This is a genomic window from Sulfitobacter sp. M39, from assembly GCF_021735935.1.
Classification (GTDB): domain Bacteria; phylum Pseudomonadota; class Alphaproteobacteria; order Rhodobacterales; family Rhodobacteraceae; genus Sulfitobacter.
Genome location: NZ_WMDZ01000001.1, coordinates 209,846 through 229,195 on the forward strand (window position 1 = coordinate 209,846; position 19,350 = coordinate 229,195).

Here is a 19,350-nt window from a genome sequence, read left to right on the forward strand (position 1 = left end):
TGGTCCTGTCTGTCCTTAGCTTTCCATAAAGCTGTCCAGACGGTCCCAGAGCGAGTTGTCCAGCAGCAGCTTGAAGCGGAGGTAGAAACCTTCCTGATACAGATCGCTGCGCAGGGCCGACTTGTTCATCGCGCGGTTATAGCCCAGTGCAACCAGCGCACCTTTGGTGGGGGCAAACCCGATCTCTGCGCCGATGCCGTTGGTGGCATTGCCTTGGTTGTCCCACAGATGCGCGGCGTTCATGCCGATCTGGAACCGGTTGTCGCCGAACTCGTAGTTAAAGCCAGCCTGCACCAGTTGGGTGGTGGCGCGGGCAGAGAACCCGCCAAGGGTGGTCAGCTTTTGCGACTGGCCCGCGTATTTCGCGTTCAGGCGCAGGTCAGCGTCTACTTCATAGGCCGCGTCTACGGACCACATATGGGTCACCGACTTGGTCTCGCGCTGTTCGATGCGGTGCTCGTACCATGCCAGCACTTCGAGACGTGGATCGTGAACCGGACGGTAGGCGATACCCGCACGCGACCGGATCCGGCGGTGGTCACGACCGTCGCGCTTGTCCAGTGCAACACGGGTACGGCCCAGCACGGTGAAGTCAGGTGTGATCTTACCCGCGATACCAAAGCTGGCGTAATGGGTGTTGCCGTTGTCTTCAAAAGTGGTATCCGCATCGGCATCGCCCACCCAGCTTTCCGCGCTGGACCCCCACTTCGCGCCAAGGGCAACGCTGGTCAGACGGTGATCGTCGCTTTCCATGCTGCGGGAATGTTCGATCCCGAAGCTAAAGCTGGTGTTCCCGTTCATCGCCCATTTGCCCATCATCGCTTGGGTAAACATAGTGTCCGAAGATCCCAGACCTTTGACGAAATCGGTGCTTCCGCGCAGCCAGTCATTCAGGTCGTAAGAGAAACCCAGCTTGGAGTGTGTGGCTACGGTGTCGTCGCCAAAGGTCATTTCGACCTCGCTATAGGCGCGCCAGCCGGGCACGGGCTCGCGGTACATGCCCAGGGTCAGCTCTGTCGGACGGTCCGAGCCGCCAAAGGGGTGACGTAGCTCTGCGGTGATGACGGTGCCGGGGCGGTTCGCAGGGGTCCAGTGGCCGCCAAGGATCAGACCGGGGTGGGCCTTGTTCGAGGTTGCGGTGTGGTCCAGACGATACTCCAGCCCGATGTAGCCTTTGAAGTTCGTGCTGAACTCTTTGGCATAGACGGCATCCACGGTCAGACGCTCGATGTCAGAGGTGCGGTCACGTACATAGTCCACACCAAGAACAAAGTCGCTGGTCCCGTCGATCTCAAACCCGTAGTTCAGACGCGCACGGGTGGTGCCGGGCAGTGCCAGACCGCCGCGCGAGGCAAATTTCTCGCCGGTGTGAACCATCTCGAAGTTGAAGTGGCCGGTTTCCTTGCGGATGTCATAGGACAGACGGTAGGCGGTATCCGATACACCATTTGCATCTTCGGAGCGCGCAGCCTCAGCTTCCCACACGCCACCCTGCGTCCCCTCGTGACGGATATAGGCAGAGTGCAGACGCTCGCGGGCGGTGTTGCCACGGTCGGCATCGGCATGCACGATACGTGCGCCAACGGTGGTGCGGTCGGTCAGCGCGAGGTTCACCTCACCGCCATAGAGCCAGTAGCGGTCGGCCCCTTCCACATCGACTTCATAGGTGACGCGCACCGACACAGGGTTGCCCTGACCGTCGAACTGGCGCACCGCATCGTCAAAAGTGATCGAGTTGCCAAAGAAGTCCAGCAGGTAGTCGCTGCCGCGGCGCAGCGGCGTGGTCGAGATGACATCCCCGCCCTCTTCATCGCGCACCAGCAGTTCAACCCGCTCGGAGCCTTGTACATAGCCGTCCAGATCCAGGTCATAGGGGCCGGACACACCACGCCCAAGGAATTCCTGCACGCGCTGCTCTTGGGCGGTACGGGCACCGAACAGGGTCACGCCGACCTTGTCGTTTTCCCAATGGGCCTTGGCACCGGTCACCACGCGACGCATGCCGTCAAGCTTCAGCGCGCTGGCTTCGGGTTCGATCGCGATGTCACCGTAAAGGATGTACGAACGACCCTTCTCGACCTTAACGTACAGGTTTTCGGAGGATTGCGCGTCGAAGCCACGTTCGGAGTTGTCACCATACACAGGGTAGAACTCGTCGCCACGGATGTCGCGGAACAGGCGGTCTTCGGTGTCACGGTCCGAGCTATAGCGCAGTGTCAGCAGCGCATCACCCGAGATCACGCCCTTGAGGTAAACTTCACCCCGCAGACCGGTGGTTGTGTCTTCGAAAGAGCTGAAACGATCCGCGTCCAGCAGTTCACCCTTCGCACCGCCCAAGGCCACGGCCCCTTCGATCACACCAACCATGATGCGCTGGTCCAGATCAGGTGTGAACGTGATGGTTTCTTCGGCGCGGCCAAAGGCACCGCTGATGGTGATACGGTCTGTGCCTGCAACCTGTGGCGGGATCAGCCCAAAGGTGGCCTCTCCGTTGTCCAGATAGACCTGCACGCCGGGGGTGCCTTCGCGGATGTCGGCCACGTCCCACAGGGCCAGCTTGGCGCTGAGTGTCACGGTACCGGAGGCAGGGACAGGCATGCCACGGGCATCCAGCACACGCACCACAACCGGGATCACATCAGTCGGCGAAGCGGGCGCAGTGTCGGGCATGATCACCTCGAATTTGGCGGGCTTGCCGGGGGCAACCACGGTGATTTCCTCGCGGACACGTTCGATGCCGAAACCGTCACGACCGACCAGCGTCAGGGTGTTCCGCCCGGCGTCCAGTTTCACCGCGACAAAATCCAGCGCCTGCGTATTGTTCTTCTCGAAGCTTGTACGTTCGCCCACGCGGTCGCTGCTCAGCTCGCGGCCGTTCACCAGCAGGCCCAGCGACAGGTCGCCCTTGCCCTTGACGCGCACGCTTTGGGTGCGGCGATCCAGTGTCTGACCGTCGGTCAGGTCCACGAAACCGGGCGCATCGTCCAGCGTCTTGATCAGCATCTCGAGCGACTGGCGCTGTGCCTTGCCAGACGCTTTTTCAGAGACGGAGTTCGCCGCGCGGTTTTCATCCAGACGCTGCATCAGACGCGAGGTCAGCTGCGTGGTGGTCGCTACCCCGGCTTCGCTGCGCACCGAACGTACTGGCGCACGCTGGCCTTCAATCGGCAGGTCGGCAGCGGTCAGCGCGTTGGATTGGGGCTGCTCGGCAAAGTACTTCTGACGTTGATCAACCTCGGCCATCGCTTCGGGGGTGCAGTCCAGCACGGCGAAGTGTTCGGCGCGCAGCTCTCCCTTGCGCAGCGGGATCAGGCGCGACCCACCGCGCAGCAGATCGTTGGTGCGGGTTACGGTCACTTCGGTCCCAACGGGCAGGGTTTCGTCCTGCACAAGGAAGGCATGGGTCACCGGACGCAGACCGAAGAGGGAGTATTTACCATCCAAATCGGTCACAACCGACAGGCCCTCTTGGGTCACGATACGGACGCCGGGGATGCCTGGTTCAGTGTGGTCGCCACGGATTCCGTCTTTGTCACAGTCCATAAAGACCGACCCGATGACAGTGGCTTCACGGGCGAAGACGCCACCGCTGTTGTTCAGCTTGACCATCGCACGGGCAGTCTGGGACTGCATCACGGTGCCGGTGCCTGCCTGACGGCCCGTCAGAACCGCGGTGTTCTCGTTGCGGCCTTCGCGGGCGGCTGCGGTGAACTGCATAACATAGGTCAGCTCGTGGCTCGACAGGGGGGCCAGCATGCCTAGGTCATAGGTCATGTCACCCGACGCATCGACGGCAGGGTCTTCCATCGTCTCGCCGTTGAAGGTCACCGACCCTGCAACCAGCTGGCTGCCATAGGCGGGGCGATCCATGATCTCGGCACCGATTAGCGCCTGGTTCATGTTGTTGGTGAAGTTCAGGGTGTAGACCACGAACTCGCCCGCGCCGACCATGTCCTTGTCGGCCTGCTTGTCCAATGCCAGCGGCACGCCATAGTGTGGATCCGCAGGGATGTCCGAGATGTCGAGCATCCCACCAGCGTGGCGGAAGCTTGCCATATAACCGGCACCCGCAACGCGACGGTTAAAGCCGGGGAAGTCGGCGCGCACGGAAGGCACATCCCATGCGGGGGCGTTCATCACGGCGTACTGGTATTCACCGGCGGGCATGTCACCGAAGCTAAAGAAGCCGCGGGCATCGGTCATACGGCGTGCCATTTCGGCACCGCTGTTCATGTCCATCAGCGCGATGGCCACATCACCGATCGGCTCGTTGGTCAGCGAGTTGAACAGGAAGTTACCGGGGGTGATCAACAGTTCGTCTTGCAGTGCGGCACCGGCACAATCGGCGGTGGCGATCAGACGGTCACCGTCGGTGGTCGCGATCACATTGTCACCGGACACGGGCACATCCATCCGCGCCATAGGAACGGCGGCGGTGAGGAAAACACCGTTGTTAGGGTCTGTTTCTGTGGCGGTCACACGCTCTACATCGCCGGTCAGGAAGCTGCGCAGCGTGATGATCGCACGATCTGCGGACATCGTTTCGTTGCACGCACCGGCGGTCAGACGCAGGCGGGTATCGCTGTTTGGCACGGCGTGTGGCTGGTCTGCTGCGGTTTCAGGATGCTCAAAGCGCAGGGCACCGGTCCCGGCAGCATCGCGGCTATAAACCGTTGTGTTAGAGTCTACATCAACAGTGCGATCTTCCATTTTCACGAAGGTGCGGGCGGTGTTGGCAACCTCTACGTCGCCCAGGTTCATCGGCACGGTCACGGTGAACGCGGGGTCGCGGGCAAAACCGATTTCGTAGTCACCCTCGTGAAAGAAAGCCACGGCGTCGACTTCGCCTGCAGGGCGCGCAGTCTGGTAATCATGACGCGCGTCGCCTGCCGCGTGGTACAGCGCAACCATGCCGCTTGGGTCGGTGATGCTGTGGAAACGGGCGTTCAGGGGCACCTCGTCGCGCAGCAGAACACCGGTGGCGGCGGCCCCGTCGATGCGGATCTGGGCACCGTTAACGTCACCATAGGCCAGCACATCACCGTCCGAGTCGTTGCGCAGACGCAGCGTGTAGGTCAGCTGTGTTTCGTCTTCCATCTCGCGGACGGATTGTTCCTTTTGCAGTTCAAGCGAGCTGCCCATGATGGTGGTCTTGCCAGCTGCGGCACCCGTCAGGATGCGACGTGCCGCGAAGCCTGTCGTGCTGGTGGCGGATACCGACAGCACCGACTGCATCAGCGTGGCGGGAGTGGCATAGAAGGAGGTACGGAATTCGTAGATGAGCTGAGCGCTATCGCCCACATCCATGAACATCGGCGCGCCCGAGCTAATCGTGGCTTCGCCATTGTCGATGCGGCCATTGGCATTCGCGTCATAGACAAGGCGGGCGTCGTTCATCATGGCGGCACCCTCTTGGTGCTGCATGGTCATGGCGGCGTTCAGCGGGACGTTCCCGATGTTGGCGACCTCGAAGTAGTATTGCGCCATCGCGCCACGGGTCAGCATCAGTTCGGAGTATCCGTTGACATCCAGCGCAGGCACTGCGGCTACTTTGGCGTCTACGGCGTTCGAGTATACAGTCTCGATGATGCCCAGCGCTTCGTTAAAGTAGGTGGTCTGCGCGACGTTCCGGATGAAGGTTCCTGCGGGTACCTGCTTGGCAGCGGTGCCGTGCGGCAGGAGGGAGATCACCAGCGCGACGATCCAGAAACACGACATCATGCGGAGGGCGGTTTTGTGAAAGGTGCGGTCCATTTGATCAATCCCTGTTCTATCTTTTCTAAGAGGAGAGGAAGTGCGGTTCCCCCGGAGCGAGGGGGGGAAGGGTGCTCCGGGGAAACCTGGGGTTCGTTTACTCGTCCACCTGAACGGTGAATTCTAGTGTTGCGAACCCACCCGGAAGGACCGTGCCGTGGTCGCTCGAGATGTTGCTCGAGGTGACTGTGGCGGTGCTACCTGCCGGGAAGAGCGTCTCGCTGCATGTGCCACCACAGTCGGTTACCGATGTGTAGGCAGGGGCGGCATCAGAGATGATGACGTTTGCAGCGGGAGAGGAGCCGGTGTTTTCAGCTTCCACTTTGTAGCGGATGCACTGACCGGGAGAGACGTCCTGACGGGTCTTGGTAAAGGTCCCGACGGTGCCGTCGCAGTCGGCGTCGATGTACTGGTACTTGCTCAGCGTGACGTCGCCAGAGATGATCACGATCCGGTCTTCTACTGCGTTGTCGGCAGTATCCGCGTCGGTCGCTGTGCCACCGTTCAGCGAGGGATCAAGGCTGATGGTACCGATTTCGGTCACACCGCTTGTCGCTGTCGATGGTGTTTGCACACGGTAGATGACCGAGATGCTTTCACCGGGGGCAAGCCCGTTCACACCAGCCGATACACCGTCCGTCAGATCATCAAAGTTGTCGATCACCAGTTCGGAGGGGTCGATCACACCGTTGCCGTTGGCATCCCAGAACAAAGCGCCCGAGAAGTTGTCCAGCCCAGTGTCGTTGATCGCACCTTCGGTGATCGCAACGTTACCGGTGTTGGTGATGGTGTGCACCATGTCGACGATACCACCGGGCGAGGCCTGGGCGTTCTGGTCATCGATGATCTCTACGTTGTAGATCTCGTTCACGGTCACTTCGTTGACGATCCGGTCGCCTTGGCCCGAGACAGAGGACACCAGCGCGATGTCGACCAATGTGTCACCCGGTGCCTGATCTGCCGGCGGGGTTACCACAACGGTGAAGGTATCGCTTGCACCAGCAGGGATGGTCCCGGTGTTGCTGATCGCGGACCCGTCAGCGGAGCGGAATTCGACAGTCCAACCGGCGGGCAGCGCTTGTGCCAGCGAGAGGTTGTAGCTGTCGGATACCGGACCGTTGTTTTCAACGACCATGTCGTAGGTGACCGGTGCACCGGGATCGGTGGCATAGTTCACCCAAGGCGCGCCGCCGTTGGTGGGGTCAAGGCCGTCACCTTCGGAGCCTGCGACTGCGTTCTCAAGATCAACGGCAGAAGCGAGGATCGCACCGGTGAAGGTCGCTGTCGATGTATCGGAAACACCCGAGGCATCGGAGGTGGTGGATACGGTGGCGTTGAAGTTGGCAGCAGCCGTTGGGGTCACATCTGTTGGCAGTGTTGCGATCAAGGTGACCTTGGCGCTGTCACCCGCAGCAAGCGGACCGACGGAACCGATGATCGGCGTCACACCATCTGCACCCACAAAGCGGAAGGTTGTGCCCGCGGGGTAGTCGATGTTGCTGACATCAAGCGTCAGGCTGTCGGTCTGGTTCGACCGGTTGGTCAGCACGAACTCATGCTTCACTGTGCCACCCTGGGCCGCGTCGCCAGTTTCGGTCACGACATCGTTGTTTGCCGCGTCATCATCTGTTGCCGAAGCAGTCGTTGGATCGGCTGCACCAGCACCGTCGATGGCTGTATCAGCGATAGAGACCGCGAATTGGTCATCCACGATGATCGAAGCTGTGTTCGAGGGTGGAAAGGCAACGTTGTCGATTTCCTGTGTGGCGACGTTTTCAATGATACCCGCATCAGCATTGTCGAGGATCACAGCTTGGAACGTCACGCTACCGGAGCGGCCGGAACCGACGTTCGAGATGTTGAAGTTGACGCTCTGGCCGTTGGTATCAAAGGCGATTGTCTCGCCCGAGCCATTGGTCGCATCGACCGAAGAAGACCCGTTGGCGTCATCCAGAATACCCGCAGCGTCAGACCACCGTGCCGAACCGGGCACATAGGCCAGGCGACCGTCTAGAATGTCGTCGACGGTATAGTTGTTCGCAGCAGCCAGACCGGTGCTGGAATATGTCAGCTCGATGCTTACGGTATCGCCGGCGTCGACGATGTTGGGGTTACCGCCAGACGCTGCATCAGCGACCATGGACTTGACCAGTTCGACAATCGCGTCGTTAGAGATGGTCAGCGTATCGGTGTTGACGGCTGTCTCTGTACCATCAAGATCAGACCTTGCGGTCACTGTGATGCTGTCCGACCCTGTTGCGTTCGAGGGGACAGAGACTTCGATGACGACGCCGAACTGCTCGCCCGGTGCCAATGTTGGCGTTTCGGTCAGCGGTGTGGCACTATCGGCGACACCATCCATGTTCGCATCCGGATAGAAGACGATGGCAGAGGTATCGAGCGTGCCTGTGTCTGTCTCTACTGCGGTCAGTGCGAAGAAGTCTGCGCCGTTCCCTTCGTTGGTAATGATGTGCGGCAGGAAGGCTTTACCACCGGGTGCGATGGTTTCGTTGTTGTCCGAGGTCAATGTCACGCCAGCAACCTGCTGGACGATCGTTTCAACCGTGTTCGACGTGACCGTGATGGTATCGCCGGCTTGGTTCGTATAGGTCGCAACCGCTTGGTTGCCGATCACGGACCCGGCTTCTGGTGCGGCGGCCAAAGCTGCTGCGCCAAATGCGGCAGTTACTGCCATTGCGCTTGCAGAGCGCATGAAGAAAGATTGATGTTTCACGTTAGTCATTCCTTAGATTTATCTAGATTAGGTAAATTGGATCAGGTTCCCCCCGATCAGTTGACGCGCACCCGATAGCTGTTGAGTGCGATTTCGCCTGACTCCAAAGGTTCGCTGAGCGTCCAACGGACGGCAGCAATCTGATCCTCAGGAAGTGGTTCTGGTTGAAGTGTGCCATCTGCACCGGCGACCATGCGGGTGGCGGGAAGTGTGGACCATTCAAGGCCTTCGTTTTCAGGGTCGAGATCAGCCTGGACTTCGAACACGGCCTTGATCGATGTGCTCTGTGCGCCAAGCGTCAGGGTGACCCCTTCGGGTACGGGGGCCGCGATAACGATCCCCGCAAGTGCGTCTGCAGTCGTGTTCTCGTGCTGCAGTTGGTATTGGATGACCTCGCCAGGGCGGACGGTGCCCCGCTCGATCAACGCCTCTTCGCCACCGTCATTGGTTTCGACGATGCGGAAAGAAAATGTGCTGGAAAGTGCGTCAGCAAAAGCCGGCACGCCGGCGACAGAAATCGCGACACCTGCAAGCAATGCACGGGCGATTTGTTGAGTTTTGAAAGTCATAATTTTTTCCCCTAGTTGCCGACCACCGCCGGCGGTTTTGATGAACCGGCCCAGTGTTTGGGCTGTCCTGAACTCATCATCAGGGGAAATGTCTCGGGGTGCATTCTCGCTTAGGGCTAGGTTTTTGATCTGCTGGGCAGCCCCCTACCCGTCCGTATATGCGGCGCTATCAATTCGATGGCGAAACACGCAATTCGCGCGGTGATTGCAGACGCAAACCCGCATCTCGCCGCGCAAAGCAGCCGAGTCACCCTCATGCAAAAGGGCGTTGATTCTATTTATTTTGGGGAATGTTTGGCCCGTTCCGGGCCTTGATCACCGAAAACCCCGACCGGATAGCCGGACAGGGCGTTTCGTATAGTTAACTGTCAGTGAGAATGGCCGTGCCCGCCATGATCGTCATCGTCTAACGATCCGTGTACCGCAAACTGGTCAATTCCCGCATCCTGCGGTTCAATGAAACGATAGCTTTCACGCACACCGCTGTCGGAAAGCTCGCGTGCGACGGTCAACAAGGTGTTTGGCGCGTGGTCGGCACAAAGCTCCATCATCTGGGCGACTTCCTCTTCCGCGACGGGGCGGGCCGCTTCGGGCGACGGCGCGCCATAGATCTCGACGAAATGCTTCATCAGCTGCAAGGTGATCGCTTCAACCTCGAAGGGTTCGGCCTTGGTCACGGCGACAAAGGTGACGCGGCCAAAAGTCTCTACGCCCATCCAGCCATTCGCGAAGGCCTGCCGCGCCTTGCCGGTCAGATCAGCTTCGGACCAGTTCGAAAATTCGAACCCGCCAGAGACACACCATTCGCCTGTGCGCGCGGGCGCGTGGAACACATTGCGGTCGCTTTCATCAAAGTGGATGGCGCGGGCGAGGAAAAGATCGCTCATGGGGCTGGCTCCAGCAGGTCGGTCAGGGGGATAAGATGCGTGGTCGCGCCGGTTTTCAGCAGCAGGCCAAAGTTTTCGTCGATACCGGTGAAGTCGCCCGTCAGATCGCCATAGGTGATCTGATCGCCCATGGCCCAGGCCAATCCGGTCCATTCCTTGTGCAAGGGGCCCGCGCCCTCGTCATCCCAGCGGTTCAGCGCCACCAGCATATGCCGCGCCCAGGCCTCTAGCAGCTCGACCGGGCTCACCTCAGCACAACCCTCGCCATAAAGCGTGGTGACATCCGGCGTTTCCCCCGGCGTGTCGGATTGCGGCAATAGCTTCACGTGAAACGAAACGACCAGCCAGTCGGGCACGTGATGAGGGTCTGTATCAGACGCCGCCGCCCGCATCTGGCCGCAGATCGCACCGTTCAAACGCAGATCGCCGTTCCAGGCAAGATGCACCCCCACCTCTGGCGGGGCGAGCGCGCCAAGCGCGTTCTGGAAGCCCACGGCACAAAGCGGGAGCATCGCCATCGCCCGGGCCAACGGCACCTCGGGCGCAAAGACGATGGCGGCCTGCAATACGCTTGGCCCAAGATTATACAGCACCAGCCCCGCATCACACCCCTGCCGCGCCTCTGCGCAGGCCTGAGCGAACGGGTCCTCCGCCTGTACGCCGGTCAACAAAGGGGGGAAGACGGGGCTGTCGCTCATGCGTGCCCGCCCGCGATCAGGGCCTTGGCCACCTTGCGGAAGCCTTCGGCCTGTGTGCTGTCGGGTTTGGACACCACAATCGGCGCGCCCCCGTCAGCCGCGACACGAATATCCAGATGCAACGGAATCTCGGCCAACAAAGGCACGCCCAGCTTTTCAGCCTCGGCGGCGACGCCACCATGCCCAAAGACATGTTCCTCGTGCCCGCAGCTAGAGCAGATATGCGTACTCATGTTCTCGATCATGCCGAGGATCGGGGTCTTCAGCTGGTTGAACATGTCGATCCCCTTACGGGCATCCAGCAGCGCCACATCCTGTGGTGTGCTGACGATGATCGCGCCGTCCACATGGGCCTTTTGCGCCAGCGTCATCTGCACATCGCCGGTGCCGGGCGGCAGATCAACGATCAACACATCCAGCGCGCCCCATTGAACCTGCATCATCATTTGCTGCAACGCGCCCATTAGCATCGGGCCGCGCCAGACAACCGCCTGATCGTCATTGGTCATCAACCCGATCGACATCATCGTCACGCCAAAGTTGCGCATCGGCAGGATCGTCTTGCCATCGGGGGACGCAGGCCGCCCGGAAACGCCCAGCATCCGCGGCTGCGAGGGGCCGTAGACATCGGCATCCAGCATGCCCACGCGACGCCCTTCGGCGGCCAGCGCACAGGCAAGGTTCGCGGCTACGGTAGATTTACCCACCCCGCCCTTGCCCGACGCAATGGCGATGATCCGGTCCACGCCGGGGATCTTCTCGGGCCCCGCGGGTTCGGACTTGCGCCCCAGCTTCAAGTCAGGCGGCGGTGCCTGCTTGGAATGAGCCGTCAGCACGGCCGAGACAGAGGCAACGCCCTCAAGCGCCTTTACAGCCGCGTCGGCCTCGTCGCGCAGCTTGGCGTAGGCGTCGGCGTGGCTCGGGTTGACCTCAAGCACAAAGCGCACCGCGCCGTCGTCGACAGTCAGCGCTTTCACGAGGCCAAGCTCTACAATATCCTTACCGGAGACGGGATCGTTCAGGGTTTTCAGGCAGGCCAGTACGGCATCACGGGTGACGCTCACGCTTCGGACTGCCCTTGGATCTTGCCGGTCACGACATGTTCAAGGTCCAGCCCGTCAATGGTAAGCACCACCTTGGCCTCGAATGTCTTGCCGCCGGTGTCGCCGTTTTCGCGCATCGCTTCTTCGATTGCCTGCTGCGAGGTCACACCGACCTGCTTGAGGAACTTGCGCATCGACATGTTGAAATCATCGCTCATGATTTTCTCCTGTTCTTTGGGTGGGTCGGCACAGCGCTTAGTGATCTTTGCGCTTGCTGAAATAGTCTTCGGATGTGCGCACACGCGGGCGTTCTTTGCCAGCCAACGGATTGTTCTGCGCGTGGTACTGCGCGTTGATCCGGCAGTTGTCGCACATCTGGATCATCTTCGCCGCTTCGGAGGACGCGAACATCGCGTGTTTTCCTGCCAGTTTTTCGGTGATCTTCTCAACCGTGGACTTCACGCCGAAAAGCGACCCGCATTCGATGCAGGCAAAGGGCTCTTCCTCGTGCAGCACCACTTGAGTGAAGGCCTGCGCAGTCAGGTTCAACTGCGGCTTTAGTGTAATCGCATCCTCGGGGCAGACGTTCGCACATAGCCCGCATTGCAGGCAGGCATCTTCCTGAAAGCGCAGCTGGGGCAGATCGGGGTTATCGCCAAGCGCCCCGGACGGGCACAGCGACACACAGGACAGGCAGAGCGTGCAGGCATCGGTATCCACCAGCACCGCGCCATAGGGGGCGGCGTCGGGCAGGTCGATCACCTTGGCCTCGGGCTGAAGGGTCTTGCCCGCGAGCCGCGCGACCTGACGGCGGGTACCCAAGGGCAGCAGCGTGTCATGCGCGGGCTGCGCCGTTTCGGTAACCAGCGCGGTTTCCAGTGCATCGGGGTCGGCCACATCAATGAGGCGGATCGTATCGGTGCCGCTGATCGCGCGGGCGATCTCGGCCTGCACCTCGATCACGTCACGTTCTGTACGTGGTGACAGCAATACATCCACATGCGCAAAGCCGCAGCCAAGTGCTGCAAGCATCTCTGCATGGCCGAAGCCCGCCAGCGCATCCACGGCCAGCGGGATGACATCAACCGGCAAGCCAGCGCCAAAACGCGCGTAAAGGCGGATCATCTCGGCCCCGTGGTCGTCGTCATGCACCAGCAAGCGCGGCGCGGTGCCACCCGCCTTGCGATAGGTCGATGCCAGCGTCGACAGCCGGCGGAACAGGGTATCCACGGGCGGCGCATCATAGGTGATCGCCCCCGAGGGGCAAACCGCAGAACAGCTACCGCAACCCGCGCAGATCATCGGGTCAATCGCCACATGTTCCCCGGCCGAGGTGATCGCCCCCGTCGGGCAGAGGTCCAGACAGTTGGAACAGGCGGCCTGCCCGGCCCGCGAATGGGCGCAAAGACTTTCAGTCAGCCGCACGTAAAGCGGCTTTTCAAAGGTGCCGACCATCTGCATGGCCTCGCGCACGGCCTCTGCCACGGCGGGCTTGCTGCCCGGATCGGCCCGCAGATAGCCGTCACGTTTGTGCGGCGCGGGAAACAGCGATGTATTCCCCGTCAAATCCAGAATGATATCGCATTGCGACTTGGCCCCGTCCCGTGGCGCGGTGAACGAAGGCGCGCCGCGTCCGCCGGGGATCAGCATCTGCAACTGGTCAAAGGTCAGGCTGAAATCGCCCAATGCGCCCGACGCCTTGCGCAGGTCGCCTTTGACCACGTCAAAACGCGGATCAACCGCCCCGTCATAATCGCCCTGCCACAGCACCGTCACCGCAAGCGTATCGGCCACCATCTCTGCCACCTCAAGCGCGAGGGCGGGCGGGGCCATGATCAGACACGTGCCTTCTGATACCACATCCATCACCCGTGGTGCCGGTGCGGCAAGCTGCTGCTCCGCCATCAGGGCGGCCATCTTGGGCGTCGCGTCCCCCCGATCGTCGTGCCAGCCGGCGCGGTCGCGAATATCGACAAACTGGGGCACCTCTGCGTTGATCTCGGCGGCCAGCTCCTCGAAGCGGGGGCGTTCCTGCTGGCACGCGATCACGGTATTGCCCGCGGCTATCGCCTCTGCCGCGGTGCCGATCTGGTCTGTGCACAGACAGCTATAGACCTTAGAGCACGGCAGACCCGTCGCCTTTGACAAGGCAGGCGCGTCAATATCCTGACTGCCCAGACAGTCGCACAGCAGAAAAGTCTTTTCCATAATCTCCTCGGGGACAGCACCGGATGGGATGGGTCAAGCGGCAAGGCGCTGTCAGCGCTCGCACGCCAAGCTAGTGGTGTTCGCGACCCGCCGCAAACCCCTAATTGCCCCTGCGTCCCGCAAAAGGGCTGCTCGCACCTACGGCATGAATTACCCAACAAAAACAGTCGGAAAGACCGAAACCCCAGTCAAATATGGCAAATGCTGACGTATGGGAAATGCCGCATTGCAGCAATCACAAAACTGTGTGATTCAACCCTAGAATCCTCTTTGATACGCGTTATGATTACGTCAATATGAGGCCGGAAACGCCTGAAACATCATCGGAAACCAAGTTGAACGCACCGCTTAAATCAGCGCAAACGATGCCCGTCGGGGTAGTCCTTCGCAAGTCACCCGGCGTGACGAAATGGGCGAAGTTCGTTTGGCGTGCGGTCTGTGTCCTGCCCGGTGCCGATCCGGCTGACTGGAAGCTGCTGCGCACCGAAGGCGAGGTGTCCGACTATCACGTGACCACTGTGCCGCTAACGCTGTACCGCTCCGATACCGAAGCCTATGTGCACGGGCTCGCCGCGAATGTGCCCTGTCTCTATGTCATCTGCCGCGAAACCCGCGACCCTGCCCGCCCGCTTGAGGTGGTGATGGTCACCGCCTCGCCCTATGAGGCGCAGGATTACAGCGACAATGGCGAGGATATCGTTGAAAAGGTCATGATGACCCCGCAGGTGCATGCCTGGATCAGCGCCTATGTCGACACGCACCACGAAGAAGAAGCCTTTGTGAAACGTCGTCGCGACAAGTACCAAGAGCCGAAGCAAGACGGGATCGGGGACGCGCGCATCTCGCAGACGACCGATGTCTACCGCGCACCGCGCACGTCGCGTTCGGGGTCCTCGCAATGACCCGTCACACATCTTTCTGGGATCGCCGCCGCGCTGCCGTCAAGGCAGAGGAAGCTGCCGCGCAGCAAGCCGCCGCAGAGCAGGCAGAGGCGCAGCATCAAGCCGCGCTGGCGGAAAAATCCGATGCCGAACTGCTGGCAGAGTTCGATCTGCCCGACCCTGACACGCTTAAAGCGGGCGATGATTTCTCGGCGTTTATGGCGCGGGCCATCCCCGAACACCTGCGCCGCCGTGCGCTGCGCAAACTGTGGGTATCCGATCCGGCGCTGGCCTGTCTGGATGATCTGGTCGACTACGCTGACGACTATACCCAAGCCTCTGCCGTGACGAATTTCACCACCAGCTATGAGGTTGGCAAAGGGCTGCGCCGTCATATCGAAGATGTCGCGCGCAAGGCTGCGGCCTCGCTCGACACCGCCACCGACGCGGCAGAAACACCTGTTGAAACAGAGCCCACACCGCTCGTCGCACCGGCAGAGGTCGACGCACCCGCCGTCGCCGTGGCCCAACCCGATACCCCCGCAGAGCCCCCCGTCGCCGAAACAGCGATGGAAGAGCCCGCAACCCTGCCCCCGCGCCGCATGGCCTTTCGTTTTGAGGAGCAAAGCGCATGACCGCTGCCGCCCAAGCCACCCAAGTCTCTGCCGAAGATCGCCTGCGCGCTGATCTGTACAATTACCTTGGCGTGATGCTGGCCCGCCCTGCGGATCAGATGCTGCTGGACCAGACCGCTGGCCTGTCCGGCGATGACAGCCCGTTGGGCGAAGCGATCAACGGGCTTGCGCGCGTGGCCAAGGCCATGACCCCCAAGAAAGTGCAGACCGAATTCAACGCGCTGTTCATTGGTCTCGGTCGGGGCGAGCTGCTGCCCTATGCCAGCTATTACCTGACCGGCTTTCTAAATGAAAAGCCCCTCGCCGCCCTGCGCAGCGACATGGCAGCACAGCGCATCAGCCGCGCCGAAAACGTCTTTGAACCCGAAGACAACATCGCATCCCTGATGGAGATGATGGGCGGTATGATTGTCGGGCGTTTTGGCGCTCAGGCCAGCGACGCCACGCAGCGGGCGTTTTTCAACAAACACATCGCGCCTTGGGCGGGTCACTTCTTTACCGACCTGCAAGGGGCCAAGAACTCCGTCCTATATGCCGGGGTTGCCGCAGTCGGCAGCGCCTTCATGGACATTGAACGCGAAGCATTTCGTATGACGGCGGGATAACCGCACCACATCAGGCGGGGCTTCCCCCCGCATAACCAAGGAAAGGGGTACAACCCATGACCCAGGATACCAAAGGCACCAACCGCCGCAATTTCCTGAAACTGGCAGGGACAGCCGCACCGGCAGCCGCCGTTGCCGTGGCCAGCAGCGGCACCGCCGCCGAGGCGCAGCCAGTCGATCTGCAATCGGACAAGATGCAAGATACCGCGCACACCCGCGCCTATCTGGAAAGCACACGCTTCTAATTCAGTGATCAAAGACCCGCGCGCCTAACCACCGCGGGAGGAAAACTCAGCCCCGGTCCGACCCACACGGTCAGAGCACGCGGGCATCAAGGGAGACTATTATGCTTCGGAAAAAGACCAACGGGATGGCACGGCGGCCCCAGCGGGCGGGCATGCTATCCGACATCGCGGAAAAATCCGTTGACCGTCGCGCATTCCTGCGCGGGTCAGGTCTGGCCATCGGCGGCCTTGCGGCGATCGCATCGACCGCGGGCTCTGTCACACAAGCGTCAGCTGCCACCGCCGTCAGCGGCGCGGTAGAGACGATCAAATCTGTCTGCACCCACTGTTCGGTTGGCTGTACCGTCATCGCCGAAGTGTCGAACGGCGTCTGGACGGGTCAGGAACCCGGCTGGGACAGCCCGTTCAACCTTGGCTCGCATTGCGCCAAAGGGGCGTCGGTACGCGAACATGCCCACGGTGAACGCCGCCTGAAATACCCGATGAAAAAAGAGGGTGGCCAGTGGGTTCGGATCAGCTGGGAACAGGCGATCAACGAGATCGGCGACAAGATGAACGTGATCCGCGAAGAAAGCGGTCCCGATTCTGTCTACTGGCTCGGCTCGGCCAAGCATAACAACGAACAGGCGTATCTGTTCCGCAAGTTCGCGGCCTATTGGGGCACCAACAACGTCGACCACCAGGCGCGTATCTGTCACTCCACCACCGTTGCGGGCGTTGCGAACACATGGGGCTACGGCGCCATGACCAACAGCTACAACGACATCCACAACAGCCAGGCGATCTTTGTCATCGGCGGCAACCCTGCCGAGGCGCACCCCGTATCGCTGCTGCACCTGCTGAAAGCGAAAGAGCAGAACAACGCGCCGATGATCGTGTGCGATCCACGCTTTACCCGTACAGCGGCCCACGCGGATGAATATGTCCGCTTCCGTCCTGGTTCGGACGTGGCGCTGGTCTGGGGTATCCTTTGGCACATCTTCGAGAACGGATGGGAAGACAAGGAATTCATCCGCACCCGCGTTTGGGGCATGGACCAGATCCGTGACGAAGTCGCGAAGTGGACACCCGAAGAGGTCGAACGCGTTACCGGCGCACCCGCTTCGCAGCTAGAACGCGTTGCACGCACGCTGGCCAACAACCGTCCCGGCACCGTGATCTGGTGCATGGGCGGCACGCAGCACAGCAACGGCAACAACAACACCCGTGCGTACTGCATCCTGCAGCTGGCTCTTGGCAACATGGGCACCGCAGGCGGCGGCACCAACATCTTCCGCGGCCACGACAACGTGCAGGGTGCAACCGATCTGGGCGTTCTGGCCGATACGCTGCCGGGCTACTATGGTCTGTCCGCAGGGGCTTGGGCTCACTGGGCGCGGGTTTGGGAAGAAGACCTTGAATGGTTGCAATCCCGCTTCTCCAAGGCGTCGTTCAACGACACCTCGATGATGAACCTGACCGGTATCCCCGTGAGCCGCTGGATTGACGGCGTGCTGGAAGACAAGGAAAACATCGACCAGCCGGACAACACCCGCGCGATGGTTCTGTGGGGCCACGCGCCCAACTCGCAGACCCGCCAAAAGGAAATGGTCACCGCGATGGAGAAACTCGACCTGATGGTCGTTGTCGATCCATATCCAACGGTGTCCGCCGTGATGCAGGACCGCCAAGACGGGCTGTATCTGTTGCCCGCAACGACCCAGTTCGAAACCCGCGGCTCTGTCACCGCGTCCAACCGGTCGCTGCAGTGGCGTGATCAGGTCGTCGAGCCCCTGTTCGAATCCAAGCCCGACCACACGATCATCAAGCTCTTCGCGGACAAGTTCGGTTTCAGCGATCGTCTGTTCAAGAACATCGCGCTGGACGGGGACGAACCCAACATCGAGGACCTGACCCGCGAATTCAACCGCGGCATGTGGACCATTGGTTACACCGCACAAAGCCCCGAGCGCATGAAGATGCACATGGCCAACCAGCACACCTTTGACCGCACCACGTTGCGCGCCAAAGGTGGACCGGCCGACGGGGACTTCTATGGTTTGCCTTGGCCCGCATGGGGCACACCCGAAATGAACCACCCCGGCACGGCGAACCTGTACGATATGTCGCTGCCCGTTGCCGAAGGCGGTCTGACCTTCCGCGCCCGTTTCGGTGTGGAACGTGACGGTGACAACCTGCTGGCCGAAGGCGTCTATAGCGCCGGTTCCGAGATCAAGGACGGCTACCCCGAGTTCACGATGTCCATGCTGCGTGAACTGGGCTGGGATAGCGATCTGACCGACGAAGAGATGGCCGTGATCAACTATGTTGCGGGCTATCCCGAAGGCGAACCGGCGAACGCAAAGCCGGACGAGGAAGTCGGTGAAACATCCCAGACCGGCGAGACCCCGTCGGACTACGTTGCCGACACCGGTGGCGTGAACTGGAAAACCGACCTGTCGGGCGGCATCCAGCGTGTCGCGATCAAGCATGGCTGCGCCCCCTTCGGCAACGCCAAGGCCCGCGCCGTGGTCTGGACCTTCCCCGATCCGGTGCCAATCCACCGCGAACCGCTGTACACCAACCGTCGTGATCTGGTCGCGGACTACCCGACCTATGACGACAAGAAGTTCTGGCGCCTGCCCACCATGTATAAGTCCATCCAGGAGAACGACTTCTCCAAGGACTATCCAATCGTGCTGACCTCTGGTCGTCTCGTCGAATACGAAGGGGGCGGCGACGAAACACGGTCCAACCCCTGGTTGGCCGAGCTTCAGCAGGACATGTTCATCGAGATCAACCCGCGTGACGCCAACAATCTGGGCGTGCGTGATGGGGCCGATGTCTGGGTCGAAGGCCCCGAAGGCGGCAAGATCAAGGTGATGGCAATGGTGACGGAACGTGTCGAAAGCGGCGTGGCGTTCATGCCGTTCCACTTTGGCGGCCACATGGAAGGCGTTGACTTGCGGGACAGATACCCAGAAGGGTCCGACCCTTACGTCTTGGGTGAATCCACCAACACCGCGCAAACATATGGCTATGACTCAGTAACTCAGATGCAAGAGACGAAATCGACGCTCTGCAAAATCTGGACAGCGTAAGGAGACTATCA

At 61.0% G+C, this 19,350-nt stretch carries 13 protein-coding genes; 5 read left to right on the plus strand and 8 right to left on the minus strand.

Translation table 11 applies throughout. The features are described from left to right. Positions 1-15: 15 nt before the first annotated feature. The 8 genes from GLP43_RS01010 to GLP43_RS01045 form a co-directional block, all read right to left on the minus strand. The gene (locus tag GLP43_RS01010; RefSeq protein WP_237277855.1) at positions 16-5,754 is read right to left on the minus strand and encodes a hypothetical protein; all 5,739 of its coding nucleotides are present in this window, start codon (positions 5,752-5,754) and stop codon (positions 16-18) included. 97 nt (positions 5,755-5,851) lie between these two features. Then, the gene (locus GLP43_RS01015) at positions 5,852-8,497 is read right to left on the minus strand and encodes an NEW3 domain-containing protein (RefSeq protein ID WP_237277856.1); all 2,646 of its coding nucleotides are present in this window, start codon (positions 8,495-8,497) and stop codon (positions 5,852-5,854) included. A 47-nt stretch (positions 8,498-8,544) separates the two neighbouring features. Beyond that, positions 8,545-9,057 carry a hypothetical protein gene (locus GLP43_RS01020; protein WP_237277857.1) on the minus strand — a complete coding sequence of 171 codons (513 nt, stop codon included), beginning with the start codon at positions 9,055-9,057 and terminating at the stop codon, positions 8,545-8,547. Between the two features lie 368 nt (positions 9,058-9,425). Continuing rightward, the gene (locus GLP43_RS01025) at positions 9,426-9,944 is read right to left on the minus strand and encodes a DUF6505 family protein (protein ID WP_237277858.1); all 519 of its coding nucleotides are present in this window, start codon (positions 9,942-9,944) and stop codon (positions 9,426-9,428) included. Continuing rightward, a complete protein-coding gene (locus GLP43_RS01030; RefSeq protein ID WP_237277859.1) occupies positions 9,941-10,642 on the minus strand; it encodes a biotin/lipoate--protein ligase family protein in 702 nt (233 codons plus the stop codon). Before GLP43_RS01030 ends, GLP43_RS01025 begins: the two co-directional genes overlap by 4 nt. Then, entirely contained in the window at positions 10,639-11,706 is a 1,068-nt protein-coding gene (apbC, locus tag GLP43_RS01035; RefSeq protein WP_237277860.1) for an iron-sulfur cluster carrier protein ApbC, read from the minus strand. The genes GLP43_RS01030 and apbC overlap by 4 nt, the downstream gene beginning before the upstream one ends. After that, positions 11,703-11,903 carry a DUF6494 family protein gene (locus tag GLP43_RS01040; RefSeq protein ID WP_009825478.1) on the minus strand — a complete coding sequence of 67 codons (201 nt, stop codon included), beginning with the start codon at positions 11,901-11,903 and terminating at the stop codon, positions 11,703-11,705. The genes apbC and GLP43_RS01040 overlap by 4 nt, the downstream gene beginning before the upstream one ends. A gap of 37 nt (positions 11,904-11,940) precedes the next feature. Then, positions 11,941-13,893 (minus strand): 4Fe-4S binding protein, encoded by a 1,953-nt coding sequence (locus GLP43_RS01045; RefSeq protein ID WP_237277861.1) that lies wholly within the window; start codon positions 13,891-13,893, stop codon positions 11,941-11,943. A gap of 365 nt (positions 13,894-14,258) precedes the next feature. On the opposite strand from GLP43_RS01045, the gene GLP43_RS01050 reads away from it, so the two are divergent. From GLP43_RS01050 to GLP43_RS01070, 5 genes are all read left to right on the plus strand, one after another. Further along, positions 14,259-14,795 (plus strand): DUF3305 domain-containing protein, encoded by a 537-nt coding sequence (locus GLP43_RS01050; protein ID WP_037942768.1) that lies wholly within the window; start codon positions 14,259-14,261, stop codon positions 14,793-14,795. Next, entirely contained in the window at positions 14,792-15,409 is a 618-nt protein-coding gene (locus GLP43_RS01055) for a DUF3306 domain-containing protein (RefSeq protein ID WP_237277862.1), read from the plus strand. Before GLP43_RS01050 ends, GLP43_RS01055 begins: the two co-directional genes overlap by 4 nt. After that, positions 15,406-16,014, plus strand: coding sequence for a TorD/DmsD family molecular chaperone (locus GLP43_RS01060; protein WP_237277863.1), 609 nt, complete (start codon positions 15,406-15,408; stop codon positions 16,012-16,014). Before GLP43_RS01055 ends, GLP43_RS01060 begins: the two co-directional genes overlap by 4 nt. Positions 16,015-16,070: 56 nt before the next feature. After that, a complete protein-coding gene (locus GLP43_RS01065) occupies positions 16,071-16,259 on the plus strand; it encodes a twin-arginine translocation signal domain-containing protein (protein ID WP_005850294.1) in 189 nt (62 codons plus the stop codon). 101 nt (positions 16,260-16,360) lie between these two features. Then, the gene (locus GLP43_RS01070; RefSeq protein WP_237277864.1) at positions 16,361-19,339 is read left to right on the plus strand and encodes a formate dehydrogenase subunit alpha; all 2,979 of its coding nucleotides are present in this window, start codon (positions 16,361-16,363) and stop codon (positions 19,337-19,339) included. The last annotated feature ends 11 nt before the right edge of the window (positions 19,340-19,350 follow it).

What these genes read in the sequence shown, in the direction of transcription:
- GLP43_RS01065 (WP_005850294.1), top strand. Translation starts at nt 16,071, where the DNA reads ATGACCCAGGATACCAAAGGCACCAACCGCCGCAATTTCCTGAAACTG.
- GLP43_RS01015 (WP_237277856.1), bottom strand. Translation starts at nt 8,497, where the DNA reads ATGACTAACGTGAAACATCAATCTTTCTTCATGCGCTCTGCAAGCGCA.
- GLP43_RS01045 (WP_237277861.1), bottom strand. Translation starts at nt 13,893, where the DNA reads ATGGAAAAGACTTTTCTGCTGTGCGACTGTCTGGGCAGTCAGGATATT.
- GLP43_RS01070 (WP_237277864.1), top strand. Translation starts at nt 16,361, where the DNA reads ATGCTTCGGAAAAAGACCAACGGGATGGCACGGCGGCCCCAGCGGGCG.
- GLP43_RS01030 (WP_237277859.1), bottom strand. Translation starts at nt 10,642, where the DNA reads ATGAGCGACAGCCCCGTCTTCCCCCCTTTGTTGACCGGCGTACAGGCG.
- GLP43_RS01060 (WP_237277863.1), top strand. Translation starts at nt 15,406, where the DNA reads ATGACCGCTGCCGCCCAAGCCACCCAAGTCTCTGCCGAAGATCGCCTG.
- GLP43_RS01050 (WP_037942768.1), top strand. Translation starts at nt 14,259, where the DNA reads ATGCCCGTCGGGGTAGTCCTTCGCAAGTCACCCGGCGTGACGAAATGG.
- GLP43_RS01055 (WP_237277862.1), top strand. Translation starts at nt 14,792, where the DNA reads ATGACCCGTCACACATCTTTCTGGGATCGCCGCCGCGCTGCCGTCAAG.
- GLP43_RS01040 (WP_009825478.1), bottom strand. Translation starts at nt 11,903, where the DNA reads ATGAGCGATGATTTCAACATGTCGATGCGCAAGTTCCTCAAGCAGGTC.
- GLP43_RS01025 (WP_237277858.1), bottom strand. Translation starts at nt 9,944, where the DNA reads ATGAGCGATCTTTTCCTCGCCCGCGCCATCCACTTTGATGAAAGCGAC.
- GLP43_RS01010 (WP_237277855.1), bottom strand. Translation starts at nt 5,754, where the DNA reads ATGGACCGCACCTTTCACAAAACCGCCCTCCGCATGATGTCGTGTTTC.
- GLP43_RS01020 (WP_237277857.1), bottom strand. Translation starts at nt 9,057, where the DNA reads ATGACTTTCAAAACTCAACAAATCGCCCGTGCATTGCTTGCAGGTGTC.